Here is a 13,382-nt window from a genome sequence, read left to right as displayed (position 1 = left end):
GTTTCGTAGACATCACTTTAAATCTCTGTAGTTTCATAAAGACGGGTTAGCCTCTTTTCTTTTCGTACTTCTAACACTTGTGGTATAAAAATACCTAATAAAATACAAACAATTCCAAGCCATTGCAAAGGAGAAACGACTTCATGAACAAGAGTAATAGACGCGATAACCGCTGTTGGTAGTTCGACAGCTCCTAAAATTGTTCCAAGGCCTGTCCCGACTTTTGGTATACCAGTGGAAAAACAAATGACTGGTATTACGACACCAAAGAAACCTAGGATTAATGCATATTTCCATAATCCAGCCTGCAGTGTACCATCAATCAAGTAAGTCGGGGGGAAAACTAAGCAAACAAATAGTGTTGCACTCGTTGTCATTAGAAAGCTTTTTGAATAGATTGGTACTTCGGTGGAAACACGTCCACTTGCAAATATATAGAGAGAAAAGGTTATAGCTGCTAGTAACCCAAATATTATTCCTTTAATAGATAATTGCTGCCCTAATCCTTCAAATACCCCTCCAGCAAACAACGTTCCTACAAATAAGATAATAATCGAAATGACCTTTTCACGACTTGGAACAGTTTTATTAGCAATTGCTTCAATTAGAACACCCATCCATGTGAATTGAAATAACAACACAATAGCAATAGATGCAGGTAGTTCTTTTACAGATAGCCCGTAAAAAATACTTGTTAAACTCATTGTTATCCCAACTGCTAACAGTGATAATATATTTTTAAAAGATACTTTATGACGTGAAAAACAAATAACGAGTAATAATAGTCCAAACCAGCCAAATACATACTGTCCACCTAAAAGTTCAGGAAAGGTAAATCCGTTTGAAAATCCAACTTTTAGAATGGAAGATAGGACCCCATAGCTACAGGCACCTAATAAAACCACTAAAGAAAACTTCAATTTTTCCAAAAAAAATCCCTCCAAAAAATAAAAAATCTCGTCGTCTATAAATAGACGACGAGCGAATGAAACAGAGTTAAAACTCTACAAAATTCCGCCACTCACGAACTCGTGAATGTTTGCTTATAAAATTAGGACAATTATATTCAAATATTTTCTAAGTGTCAACACTATTTGAGTTATTTTGCACAATAGCTTTAGAATAATAATTGATTAATAAGTTTCATTAAACTTTTATGATTAGTTAAAGGAACCACGTTTAACTAATCCACTTAAGTACATCCTTAGTACTAAAGAGACCAATAAAATGCGCCTTATGGCTTTGGGACCCCATTGGTGGAATAAGAAAAATTAGTCTTGATAGCAAGTCTCATAATCATCTTTCATTAACAAGCTTTTACAAGCCAACCCATTTTCATGATAAATTTCTTTTTCAACTTTTAATTCGATACTTCTATTTGAATTCGGAAAATTAGGTTCATCATTAAGAATGTACAGGGTATCTGTATCGAGCCACTTCATAGCAAAATTACTTTTTGCATCACTATAATAAATAATTTGTACTTTATCATTCTCAATATTATTTGTAATTTCCACCCATACATTAACACCACCTGCTGCACCACCAAATGGCTCGTAATAAGCATTAGCAGTATACTTTTCTGTAGGGGATATGACAGGTCCGGGTCCCTTTTGGACGAATTCTCTGTCTATTTCACTAAATGTAAAAAAATATGTTTCATATAGATAAATGGACGAAACTAAAGCAATCCCAGATAGCGTTGCCAACAGCATTTTTTTAGGAAAAGGTTTCTTTTTAATGAAGGCAATTATTATGTTAGTACATAAAATTAAAAATAAAATAATAGTTATAAATGCAATTAAGAGACCGAATAAAATTAAAATAATAATCCTCCTTTCTTAAGCTCAAACACAATCATTTCATATAATAATTCCTTCAATATCCCACCTTTTAACAACTCTTCTATTTACATTTCTCCATTTTCCCTTTTCAGCTAACTTGCCTCGTTAACACAAGAAGCGATTGCTCTAATTGAACAATCGCACTCCTTTAAATGAAATGTTACTTAAGTATTCAGTAACGTATTCCTGAGAGATCCTTACTAATTTATCTTATAAAATAGTTTTCAAAATCGTTAAGATAATGCCTATGAAAAATCCGCATACAGCTCCATTCACTCGTATCCATTGTAGATCCTTACCAATGTTATTTTCCATCATATTAATAAGTGTTTCGTTATCCAATTTTTCCAGATTTTCTTTCACAAGAACGCCTATTTTTGAATGGTTCTTATCAAGATAATATATAATTTGATTTTGAATCCAATTTTCAATACTTTCCATTTTCTTAGGTGTTTCTAGTATGTTATTTATAAAGCTTCGAATAAATGAAATGATATACCTTTCAATAAATTCTTCATCTTCAGCTAGAACTATCAACTTTTTCTGTAGTTGCTTTAAAATCTCAGTAATTTGATCTATCGAGCTCCAATTGTTTACTTGTGTATCCTTCCAATTATTAATTTCAACCATTAATTCTTCCTTATCAGGTAAGCCTTCTAACTCTTCGCGAATTCGGGAAAGAATCAAATGCCTATATGGGTTATCCTCTCTTTGTAAAAGAGTGATTCTTTTAAGAATAAATGGTTGAAGCATATTCCCTAACTTTTCCTCATTTACTAAATTGCGAAAAGAACTAATAGCCAACTTTAAAAAACCCTCTGCTTCGATATTATCAAGTAATTGTTTGGCTATTACTCCTATTTTTTGCTTTGTCTCTTCTTTTGACATCCACTTTTCGATTTCTGTCAAGCTATAGTTCAAAGCTTTTTCATCTAATTTTTCGTTTAGTGCTAGGGTAATCGTAGATTGAAGAATTTTTTCTACTTTTAAAGCGTGAAGATATTCCTTTACCTCTTTTTCAATAGACGGAGCTATTTTTTCTAAATTTGCAAAGCTGATTATCTCCTTAAGAATCGAACTAATTCTTCTTTTCAAAGTTGCTGCTGACAATTCTTTCTCAGCAATTTGTAGGAGTTTATCTGCAAATTGAATTTGTTTGATTTTCGCTATAATACTTTCTTTAGTCAGCCAATCTTTTTCAAGCATAGATATAAGAGCTGTAATCATTCTATCTCGGTTTTTTGGAAGCAATGCCGTATGTGGAATCGGGATACCCAGAGGATGTCGAAAAAGAGCTGTAACAGCAAACCAATCTGCCAGTCCACCAACTAATCCTGCCTCAAATCCACCTTGCAATAATCGACCCATAAAGGTCTCTTGAAAAGGAATCGTTATAAGAAAACCTGCACCCATAACGCCTAAAGAAATTTTCGCTAAATAATTTGATTTTTTTCCGTTTTTCATCAATGTAATCAACCTTTTAAATTATTCTTGATACAAATTTGTTTTAATTAAATTTTGAATTTTAGTATTTACATTTGTCGTTTTTCCTCTGTTTTTAAAAACCGCACTTACTTATGATATTGTTCACCGAAACTAATATTAAATTCTTTATAAAAATAAAATTTTATAACGTCAACTATTCAAAAGAGTATCTCTAGCCGAGTTCAAAAAAGCCTCGATGGCAGGCGAAATCCATTTCTCTTCATGCCAAAACATTTGGGTTGCAAATGATGTGGCTGTCAAATCCCACGGCAACGGGACCAATTCTCCCCTACTTACTTCTGCTGTCACGGCCATTTCAGGCAATATGGCAATGCCCATTCCTATTATCGCACATTGTTTAATCGCCTCGGCGCTGTTAAATTCTAATTCGGTAATTCCACCCATGCCTTTTTGCGAAAGACTTCGTTCAAAAAACGTGCGATAGGAGCATCCCTTCTCCGTCAACAAAAAGGTCTCACCATTAAAATCACCAATAACTAACTCAGTACGTGCAGCCAAAGGATGATCAGGTGATGCCAATAAATAAAAGGGCTCATCCAGCATTTTTTCTCCGCAAAATCCTATTTCACCCTTGTCCTCATCAAGCATAAAAATAATATCCGCGTCCCCTTCCCGCAAGCTCTGTTTAAGGTTCGAATGAGCAAGCGGCCGAAACATAAGTCGAATTCCTGGATAGCGTAAGCGAAAGCGGCGTAGTACTGCTGGAAGCCGATACGCGCACAATGTTTCATCCGCACTGATGATCACCGTACCCGTCACCTCGCCAGATTGCTTAACGGCATGCTGCGCTTCTTCAAGTTCACTCAATATGTCTGCTACATAGCCGAGAAAACGTCTCCCTGCATCTGTCAGAATCACTTTTTTACCTAGTCTGTCCACTAGCTTGACACCTAGTTCTTCCTCCAATGCCTTCATCTGCATCGTAACCGTTGAGGGGACATAGTTTTGCACTTCTGCAGCGCGGCTAAAATTGAGTGTGGAAGCAAGCGTATAAAAGGTCTTTAGTTGGCGTAATTCCATCTTACCTACCACCCCTTAGTTCAAAAATAATGAACGTTCTATTCAAAAACGTTTCTTTGACTTAACAATAGCACCATCGTACAGTTATCACAAGAAAGGCAATCCATCTTTAACTATGAAAAGGAGTTTTTTACATGAAAGATTATGAACTTTACGAACTAGGTGATATTTTGTTGCAATCTGGTGACACTCTGCCAAATGCCATTCTCGCCTACAAAACATACGGAACACTAAATGCAGAAAAAAATAATGTAATTGTTTATCCTACCTGGTTTGCAGGTCTACATACCGATAATGAATGGCTAATTGGAACTGGCAAGGCACTGGATCCAGAAAAGTATTTCATCATCATACCGAATATGCTTGGCAATGGATTATCCTCTTCACCAAGCAATACGCCACCACCTTATCATCAAGCGAATTTTCCACTAATTTCGATTTATGATAACGTGCGACTACAGCATCAATTGGTTACTCAAAAGTTTGGTATTACAAAAATTGCACTCGTTGTTGGCTGGTCACTAGGTGCTGTGCAGACCTTTCAATGGGGAGCAAGTTATCCCGATATGATCGAACGAATCGCTCCATTCGGTGGTACTGCCATGACCCGACCACATGCAAAGGTTGTATTTGAAGGAATGATTGCTGCCCTTCAGGCTGATTCTAACTGGAAGAATGGCTTTTACACACAGCAACCTACAGCAGGATTGGCAGCCATGGGGCGAGTCTATGCAGCTTGGGGCTTCTCGCAGGCTTATTATTTGGAACAGCTTTATCAGCAAGAAGGCTACCAAACACTCGAGAAATACCTTGTAGACTACTGGGATCAAGTGTTTTTGACCTTTGATGCCAATGACCTGATCACCATGTTACGTACCGGAATGACTGGCAATATTTGCGCAAATCCAGCATATGACGGCGATTTTGAACTTGCTTTAAGTAAGATTACAGCACGGGCGTTGGTCATGCCAGGAAGTACAGATCTTTTCTTTCCCCCCCAGGACAACAAATATGAGGTACAACAAATGCCAAATGCCCACTTTCTCCCGATTGAATCGAAGTGGGGGCATTGCGCAGGAATTGGACAGCATGATCCAGATTCCGTATTTATAGATAAAAACCTAAAAATGTTACTACTTGAATAAAATCTTCAAACACTTGATTTCCCTTGCATGGGAAGCTGTCTACTTCCATTATGTTATAGATTGAGAGTGATATTTTTTAAAAACCAGTAAGTTTACTAGGCTAAGTAAAGTATTCTTAAAAACATTCACTATTATGATCAGATTGGAACTTTGCTTGTACAGCCTGTGTTGCTTTAGCAAAATAGATTGTGAAAAATAACTATCAGATTTAGGAACGAACTTGGTAGAGAAATATATTTACCATTATCTACAACAGAAGAAGCACTATTACTGGAAATACAAATTCCAATTGCAAATAGATAACTAGAGGAGGGGTGGTTGAGCTGAAAAAAAATCTGATCATCTATGTGCTAGCACTTGCTGTTTTTCTCATCGGAACTGTTGAATACATTATTACAGGAGTAATTGAAATGACCGCCGTAGACTTTGGAGTATCTATTTCTGAAGCTGGGTTATTGGTGACTGTATTTGCTCTCGCAGCAGCCATTGTCGCTCCAATTTTAATCGCTCTTACGATAAATGTTGACCGCAAAAAGTTGCTTTTGGTTACTCTAAGTGTGTTCATTGCTAGCAATGGACTAATGTTTATAAGCCCTTCTTATGAAACAGCATTATTGATACGAATAATTCAAGGGGTTAGCGGAGGAATCGCTACAGTGGTAGCCATGGCAGTAGCTACTCGACTAGTGGAAAAAGAAAAAAGAGGCCGTACTATTGGTATTATTTTGATGGGCCTAAGCAGCTCACTCGTGCTAGGTGTTCCAATCGGCACATTTTTTAGCGAGATTTTTGGTTGGAGAGTTTTATTTGTTTTGATTGGTTTATTAACCATTCTTCCATTGCTTTTCATCTATAAAAAGGTTCCGGTAATCAAAGAGGAAGAAGCTGTTACCCTAAGGATGCAGCTTTCCATTTTAAAAGATTCAAAAATTTTAACTGCCTTGGCTATTACTTTATTTTATATTGGTGGATACGCTACACTATTTACTTATATTACGCCTTTCCTGCAAGCCACATCTACTCTTTCCATAACTGAAATTAGTGGCATTCTATTCCTGGCAGGAATCTGCAGCTTCATCGGATCAAGAGTGGGCGGGCAATTGGCAGATGCAAAAGGATCGAGATTCACAATTTGTCTCGGATTGCTTTTACAGGGACTAACGCTTATTGTATTCGCTATAGCTGGAGTCAATCTCTTTGTCTTGATCTTCGTTTTAATGATTTTTATGTTAGCAACATGGAGTATTTCCCCTGCCCAACAGCTTTTTCTATTCACTCTAGTGCCTCGAAATCCGGACATTGCCCTAAGCGTAAATACGTCCTTTATTCAATTTGGCTTTGCGCTTGGATCTGGATTAGGTGGGCTTGTCATCAGTCGTACCTCTATTCTAACTTTGAATTGGGTTGGTTTGGGTGCTGTAAGCATCGCTTTACTTCTTGCCATCTTGCTTTTTAAAAAAATGAATAGTGGAATTAAAACTACTATTCATCTCTAAAGAAAATGAAATAGCCCCAATATGCCTACACCCTTCCTTTATATTGAAATACCAGGTTAATCATCGGCATATTCAAATATAGGTAGGGTGTTTTTATAATAGCAGAAATTTTAATATTTCAATCTTCTGGCGGTCAATTTTTACACCACGCATTTCAATGTAAATGCAACTATGTACTTTTTCAATTAACACCCCCATTTTTGCACGAGCAATTATTGTTGCAACGATTGAATCTTAAAGATTTTTTGTGTAATAATATCTTTTACCCGTTAGCGGATAATCATGAAGTACAAATTCTTCTTTATAGCCTAGCTTGACGTAAAAATCAGGTGCTTGAAAACTAAACGTATTGAGGAAGGCGTATTTGCATCCTCTATTAATAGCAATCTTCTCAACTTTCCTCATCAATTCAGTACCAATATGCTGACCTCGCAGTTCTTCACTTACCCATAAATACTCTACTTCTAACCAATTTCCATGTGTCTCACCAATTAAACCTGCAACTCTATTTCCTTCTTCATCCTCTACAAATAGGCCAATATCTTTTACTAATTTATCTTCAATGTTCTCAAGATTGTATTTTAATAACTGTTGAAAAATATGTTCTTTTTCCTCTTTCGTAACCTTTTCTGATTCAATGTATTTCATTTTTTTCGCCTCCTATTTGTGATTCGTTAACTGTTTAAAGAAGAAACTTCTTTTTTAAAATACTCCTGCCGTTTTGCTGCTGTTACAGCCTTCAATGCTATTAACCCTAATAAGAAAAAGGCGATCGAGCCTATTAACCCTATAGGACGGATTGACGTTAATTCAGCAGCTAAACCTATTAAAACTGTTAAAGCAACAATGAAACCTGCTTCTATAACACTAAATATACTTCCGAATCTTCCCATCATCCCTACAGGAACATGATTTTGGTAGAACGTCAAATATCCTGTATTAGCAAACGTTACAGCAAATCCTATTAAAAATACACTAGGTGCTGCACTAAAAAAGCCGTTCGAACTATAAAGTACGAGATAACCTATTGATGTAAAAATGGTACCAATACCTATTAATAGATTAACTGCCAGTTGTTTCGAAAATACTGAATTAATAATTGATCCAATTATTATGCCAGCTCCAAAAATACTTAATAAAAACCCATAATTGGTGTCTGATATTAAAAGTACACCTTTAGCAAAGGCTGCCTCGAGAGAATCTATTGCAGTCATGAATATCGTAGTACCACTAAATAATAAATATATCTTTGTGATAAAGGTATTGCCCTTACTGAAATTAATAACAACCCGAAAATCATTTTTTATTAAATCCCACGTAAATCTTTGCACTTCTGTTTCTTTGAGTTTTGTTTCAACATTAGGTAGCATCATTATAATTAGTGCTGAAAAAAATAAAGCGACTGCATTGATATGGATGGCGGTATATGGGGTACCCATCCAAAATAAAATCCCAGCAATGGCAGGGCCTATTAGTGAACCACAAGAGTTGATAAAACTACGTAGTGCATTAAAACGTTGCCGATCTTTTTCTGGTATTAGTTTCGTCATGTAAACCATAGAGGTAGGTTGAAAAATAGCACTTCCCATATTAATGATAAACGCTAGTACATACACGTAAATAAATGAAGGTAAAAAAGGTATTAACGCAATACAGATTGCTCTGAAAATATCTAAACCCATCATTAGAAGCCGTGTATTAACCCGATCAATTAAGCTTCCTGCCCAAGCATTCGAACAAATCGTTGCAATGGGGCCGAGTATATATAAAAAAGCAATTGCAAGTGGGGAACCTGTTTCATTCAATAGAATTAAATTCAGTGCGATTAGGTAAACCCAAGCACCGACATTTGAAATACCTATTCCCCCTAATAGTATTAAAGGATATTTCCATCTGGACATCATCACCACTCCTATTTTATTTGTTGTTAAACAAAATAAAAAAACTCACCCCCAAGATTTTTATCTTGGGGGCGAGTCATATCGCGGTGCCACCCCAGTTCATTTCTACATTGCTGCAGAAGCCTTATCAAGTACAGCTGTGTGAATAAGTCACCAGCGATACTCTATCTCGTTAACGTGAGAAGACGTTGCATCATCATTGTTCCTACAAATCCAATGCACAGCTCCAAGGCTTGTTTCAACACATTTCCTATCCCTCTTTTTCAGCTTCCAGAGGTCTCTGTAGATAGTACGCATGTTTACTCTTCTTTTCATAGCTTTTTATATGTAATTTTGTAAATCTTATACTATTTTAAATCGAAATTCAATACAAAAACGGCTATTTATTATTAAAACCCAACTTATTTTTATTGAACTAATATGCTTCTTCCGTGTTAGTTCAATAAGAAACTATCCCATATTTTTTCATCAACCCTAAAAAAACCTTCGTGCGAACATGCTGCTAGTAGACATTGATCATCTTGATAAAACATTAAATCCTCTGGTAATTCCGGTGTAATCCACCCAAAAAGTGAGTCGCTACGTTGCTTTAGAAATTGTGTGGTAACGTTATTTAAATGAAAATAATAAATATATGCTGTACCTTCACCCAGCACTGTTGTCTCCCACTTTCGTTGAATTTTTCTTTCGATAATCTGGTCTTTAATTTCTGCTATTAATTCATCAACAAAGGCTAGTCTCAATTGTTCATCATCCATTAATTGTCTATTCTCTACGAACGCAAAACGGTTACATCTTGTTGCTAAAAACTCGATAAGATGTTGATATCGTTTTCCTTCAACTTTTTCTGTAATCATTATCAATTTTAAATCCCCCTCATTTTTTGATTGGCTATCACAATACCTTCTTTGCCATCAATAACCAAATTATAGCATTCACTCTAAAATACCATATTTTATAGTAGACTGTGAGCATTACATATTAAGTTGATTGGAGCGGAGGACGGGCGACTCCTGCTGGAACGCACAGTACGTAAGACGCAACAGACCGCGCGTTAGCGAGGGTTGGGCTTACGGTGTGCCCGCGGAAAGCCCCCGTTCGTAGCGAAAATCAACGGCAGGAGACATCACTTCAATATTAATTTTAAATAAAAAAGGACTGTAGACAAACTCGAAAATCTTCGAGTTTGTCTACAGTCTGAGCTTGGTAGTAAAACATACCAAGTTGTTTTCTTTATTGCGCATTTAGTGAACATAACAGTCGGCTATGAACAGCACCTTCAACGTGTGCGTTGCTCAAAATTTATTAGTACATTACTTTTGTGTACGTCTTCAGCACATTTTAAATACCTTTTCTCCTCACTTTAAGTGAATGTTCAATGATTAAGTCAAGTAGCTTATGATAAGGAATACCCGCTCCTTGTGCACTTTTTGGTAGCAAACTATTTTTCGTCATCCCTGGTAATGTATTAACTTCCATCACATAAGGGATACCATTTTGAATCATCATGTCGATTCGGGCGTAAACACTACATTTCAATGAATTATAGCAAGTCATAGCAGCTAAAGAGACACGTGCCTGTGTTTCGGGAGGGAGTTGAACTACCTCTTCAATCGTAGCCACATCATTATATTTGGAGGTATAATCAAAAAACTCTCCCTGATGACGAATCGAAATCACCGGTAAAAGCTTTCCATCCAAAATGGAACATGTAATTTCCTCTCCCATAATTAGCTTTTCAATTATCACTTCGGAATCCCATTTGAATACTTCTGCAATTGCTGGCTTTAGTGTTTCTTTATCATAAACAATTTTTACTCCCACACTTGAACCGCCTGAATTAGGTTTTACAACTAGCGGGAAACCCATATTGTCTAGTTCATCCTTAAGTTCTTCCATGTTCGTAAGGTGAATCCAATCCGGTGTTTGCACGCCTTCAAAGCGGATGATTTTTTTTGAGATATTTTTATCCATACATAAGCTGCTGGATAGGATGCTACTCCCTGTATATGGAACTCCCATAGTTTCAAGAGTACCTTGAATAGTGCCATCCTCACCGAATTTGCCATGCAGCGCCAGTAGTGCAATGTCAAGATTGTTTACCTTTTCCACTAATTCTTCTTTGTTCTCTATGTGAATCGGTACAATTTCATATTTATGTTTATCTAAATGTGCGATCATTTCTTCACCTGTCATAATCGAAACTTGTTTCTCAGAAGAAATTCCTCCCATAATTACGCCAACTCTCATTTTTCTAGCCCCCCATAATTATTTTTTAACGTTTCCCCAATGATTTTTAAGCCCTGAATAATCTCTCTTTCATTCAACCGAGAAAATCCTAATCGTAAAGTATGGTTTCCACTGCTGTCCGTATGAAAAACATTTCCTGGTATGAAAACAACGCCTCTTTGATAACATTTTTCTAAAAGCTTTCGTGAATCAATGTGGTCTTCAAGTTCTATAAAAATGTGAAGTCCTCCGTCACCCGTTATTCGTTTGAAAGGAATAAATTGCTTACAATAATGAACGGTTAATTCATACTTTTTCTTATAGACAGATTTAGCTTTTTTTATATACTTCTCAAAGTATCCATCAATCAAATATTGATATAACACAGCTTGATCTAATGTGGACGTATGAATTGTTCGAGCTCTTTTCATACTTTCTAAGTAATTAATTAAATCTTTATCTGCCAATATCCAGCCAATCCGTAAACCAGGAAAAAGAATTTTAGAGAAGCTGCTAATATAAATAACATTATTACCTTGTCCGGCAAAGGACGCCAATGATGCGAGATGTGACCCTGAATAACGTAATTCTTCATTAAATCCATTTTCAATGATAGGAAGCTGATATGCAGAAAACAAATCCATGATTTCTTTCCTTTTTTTTGAAGACGTTACGATTCCAGTGGGATTATGGTAGGACGGAATTAAGTACGCAAAATCATATTCTTTTTTTGATAGCATTGTTTCCAGTTGACTAATATTGACACCATCATTATCCATTTCGATTCCATCAATTTCGAAGCCATGTAATCGAAAGAGCTTAAGAGCAGAGTCATTGGTTGGATTTTCACAAATAACACGACCGCTCTTTTTATTTAAAGACGATAAAATGAGATCCAGACCTTCCGTGAACCCATTGGTAATTAAAATATCTTTATTTCGAGTGTCTACTCCTTTAATTTCCATGTAGCGAAGCAAGTATTCGATAAGTGGTTTATAGCCCTTTGCATATCCATAGTTAAGAACAATATCTCCTTCAATGGACATTCGATTTAAAAAAGCCCGTTTGAAATTTTCTATATCAAAAAGCTTTTCATCGGGTGCGATGCTATTAAACGAAATAATTTCCTTATTCCAGCGTACACCTTGCTTTTTTAGGTCCAATTCATCCGCCAAAAAGGTTTGCTCGTTAACTTTTTCAGTCCAATTTAACTGGATGGATGGGGATTTGATTATCTCAACATGACTGACAAAGTTTCCCTTTCCCTTTACCGCATAGATAAGCCCTTCTTGTTCCAGATCCGCATAAGCTGTTAGAACAGTATTTCGGCTAATTGATAATAAAGAACAGAGTTCACGAGTGGATGGAAGCTTTTGGTGCTCAAGTAAATGCCCGTTGGTTATCATTCTTTTTAAATATTCCTTAAGTTGTATATATACAGGACGGCCTTCCGTAATCTTAAAATCGTTAAACACTCCATTCATCTCCTTGCTAACATTTTTACATTCCTGCACTGATTTCAAAAGGTCCACCCAATATGTATTTTTACTGTCTTGTGGTAGCTGAGTGGAACTAACATGTTTTTAAATAGGCAATTATTCATTTCATTTTAATACAATATATAGAAACTTGAAATTTAAGTAATTATTATTACAGTGTTTCTAGTGAAATTGGAAAAACTTTAATATGCTATTCAGGTTGAACATGATAATAATTATGGAATTATATCTGACCTTATTCATGAAGAAAGAGCCTTTCCTTATCCAAGGAAAGCGCCCAATTGTGGAAGATTCAGATTAGTTTTTCCATAAACCGTTTGTGTCTAGGAAAGAATATCTTTTTCAATTCTCATTCTAAAATGGGTCAATAACTTCTTTTAGTTTTATAAATAAGAAAAGCTTTTCTAACAAATCCTTTGGGAGATCGTTTTCAACTTGGTATCCCTCGATGATTGCTTTTGTAATACAGCTTCCATATTCAATGATGTTCCCACCATCGACAAATGCATACTCTATCGCACTATATATTGGAACAGTTCTTAAAAATCAATCATTGACAGTTTTAAATGACACTAACTCCAACCACTCGATAGCCTCCCTATGTGTGTAGTGTATGAATCAACATACTGGTGCTGGTCTGTTAAATATGAAATAGGCTCGATTCCCATTTAGTGGAATCGAGCCCCTTTTTTTATATCATTTTTCAACTGTTGCTTTATTAAACTAAAGCACCTGAATGTTT

The 13,382-nt window shown here is 36.0% G+C and carries 11 protein-coding genes, 1 pseudogene and 1 other annotated feature; of the genes and pseudogenes, 2 read left to right on the top strand and 10 right to left on the bottom strand.

Annotated features, from left to right (window positions below; genetic code table 11):
* Positions 1 to 17 precede the first annotated feature (17 nt).
* The 4 genes from ACIQXW_RS01780 to ACIQXW_RS01765 all read right to left on the bottom strand — a co-directional run bounded on the left by ACIQXW_RS01780 (position 18) and on the right by ACIQXW_RS01765 (position 4,370).
* Entirely contained in the window at positions 18 to 929 is a 912-nt protein-coding gene (locus ACIQXW_RS01780; protein WP_401019057.1) for an EamA family transporter, read from the bottom strand.
* Positions 930 to 1,271: 342 nt separating this feature from the next.
* Positions 1,272 to 1,709: a DUF5412 family protein gene (locus tag ACIQXW_RS01775; RefSeq protein ID WP_340825650.1), complete on the bottom strand. Its 438-nt coding sequence runs from the start codon at positions 1,707 to 1,709 to the stop codon at positions 1,272 to 1,274.
* 345 nt (positions 1,710 to 2,054) lie between these two features.
* Entirely contained in the window at positions 2,055 to 3,308 is a 1,254-nt protein-coding gene (locus tag ACIQXW_RS01770; protein ID WP_402759548.1) for a DUF445 domain-containing protein, read from the bottom strand.
* Between the two features lie 171 nt (positions 3,309 to 3,479).
* Positions 3,480 to 4,370, bottom strand: a complete 891-nt coding sequence (locus ACIQXW_RS01765; RefSeq protein WP_402759546.1) for a LysR family transcriptional regulator — start codon at positions 4,368 to 4,370, stop codon at positions 3,480 to 3,482.
* A 134-nt stretch (positions 4,371 to 4,504) separates the two neighbouring features.
* Between ACIQXW_RS01765 and ACIQXW_RS01760 the strand changes: the two genes are divergently transcribed.
* Positions 4,505 to 5,515: an alpha/beta fold hydrolase gene (locus tag ACIQXW_RS01760; protein WP_402759545.1), complete on the top strand. Its 1,011-nt coding sequence runs from the start codon at positions 4,505 to 4,507 to the stop codon at positions 5,513 to 5,515.
* 323 nt (positions 5,516 to 5,838) lie between these two features.
* Positions 5,839 to 7,011: an MFS transporter gene (locus tag ACIQXW_RS01755; protein WP_402762411.1), complete on the top strand. Its 1,173-nt coding sequence runs from the start codon at positions 5,839 to 5,841 to the stop codon at positions 7,009 to 7,011.
* A gap of 234 nt (positions 7,012 to 7,245) precedes the next feature.
* Here ACIQXW_RS01755 and ACIQXW_RS01750 read toward each other — a convergent pair whose 3' ends face one another.
* The 6 genes and pseudogenes from ACIQXW_RS01750 to ACIQXW_RS01725 form a co-directional block, all read right to left on the bottom strand.
* Positions 7,246 to 7,659: a GNAT family N-acetyltransferase gene (locus tag ACIQXW_RS01750; RefSeq protein ID WP_340825655.1), complete on the bottom strand. Its 414-nt coding sequence runs from the start codon at positions 7,657 to 7,659 to the stop codon at positions 7,246 to 7,248.
* Positions 7,660 to 7,685: 26 nt separating this feature from the next.
* A complete protein-coding gene (locus ACIQXW_RS01745) occupies positions 7,686 to 8,912 on the bottom strand; it encodes an MFS transporter (protein ID WP_402759543.1) in 1,227 nt (408 codons plus the stop codon).
* 64 nt (positions 8,913 to 8,976) lie between these two features.
* Positions 8,977 to 9,236: a binding site (T-box leader), on the bottom strand.
* Between the two features lie 110 nt (positions 9,237 to 9,346).
* Positions 9,347 to 9,769, bottom strand: coding sequence for a stage III sporulation protein AH (locus tag ACIQXW_RS01740; protein WP_402762408.1), 423 nt, complete (start codon positions 9,767 to 9,769; stop codon positions 9,347 to 9,349).
* Between the two features lie 484 nt (positions 9,770 to 10,253).
* A complete protein-coding gene (locus tag ACIQXW_RS01735; RefSeq protein WP_402759541.1) occupies positions 10,254 to 11,162 on the bottom strand; it encodes a D-alanine--D-alanine ligase in 909 nt (302 codons plus the stop codon).
* Positions 11,159 to 12,616, bottom strand: a complete 1,458-nt coding sequence (pdxR, locus tag ACIQXW_RS01730) for a MocR-like pyridoxine biosynthesis transcription factor PdxR (RefSeq protein ID WP_402762406.1) — start codon at positions 12,614 to 12,616, stop codon at positions 11,159 to 11,161. The genes ACIQXW_RS01735 and pdxR overlap by 4 nt, the downstream gene beginning before the upstream one ends.
* Positions 12,617 to 13,003: 387 nt before the next feature.
* Positions 13,004 to 13,174: pseudogene (locus ACIQXW_RS01725) on the bottom strand (protein kinase); the annotation flags it as partial.
* Between the last annotated feature and the right edge of the window lie 208 nt (positions 13,175 to 13,382).

Origin of the sequence: Lysinibacillus sp. NPDC097162 (genome assembly GCF_044762185.1) — a bacterium.
Taxonomy (GTDB): Bacteria; Bacillota; Bacilli; order Bacillales_A; family Planococcaceae; genus Lysinibacillus.
Note: the sequence above shows the minus strand (reverse complement) of the source record. Positions and strands in the feature narration are given on the sequence as shown.

Coding starts and splice junctions, on each gene's coding strand:
- ACIQXW_RS01770 (WP_402759548.1), bottom strand. CDS start 3,308: ATGAAAAACGGAAAAAAATCAAATTATTTAGCGAAAATTTCTTTAGGC.
- ACIQXW_RS01765 (WP_402759546.1), bottom strand. CDS start 4,370: ATGGAATTACGCCAACTAAAGACCTTTTATACGCTTGCTTCCACACTC.
- ACIQXW_RS01760 (WP_402759545.1), top strand. CDS start 4,505: ATGAAAGATTATGAACTTTACGAACTAGGTGATATTTTGTTGCAATCT.
- ACIQXW_RS01750 (WP_340825655.1), bottom strand. CDS start 7,659: ATGAAATACATTGAATCAGAAAAGGTTACGAAAGAGGAAAAAGAACAT.
- ACIQXW_RS01745 (WP_402759543.1), bottom strand. CDS start 8,912: ATGTCCAGATGGAAATATCCTTTAATACTATTAGGGGGAATAGGTATT.
- ACIQXW_RS01740 (WP_402762408.1), bottom strand. CDS start 9,769: ATGATTACAGAAAAAGTTGAAGGAAAACGATATCAACATCTTATCGAG.
- ACIQXW_RS01735 (WP_402759541.1), bottom strand. CDS start 11,162: ATGAGAGTTGGCGTAATTATGGGAGGAATTTCTTCTGAGAAACAAGTT.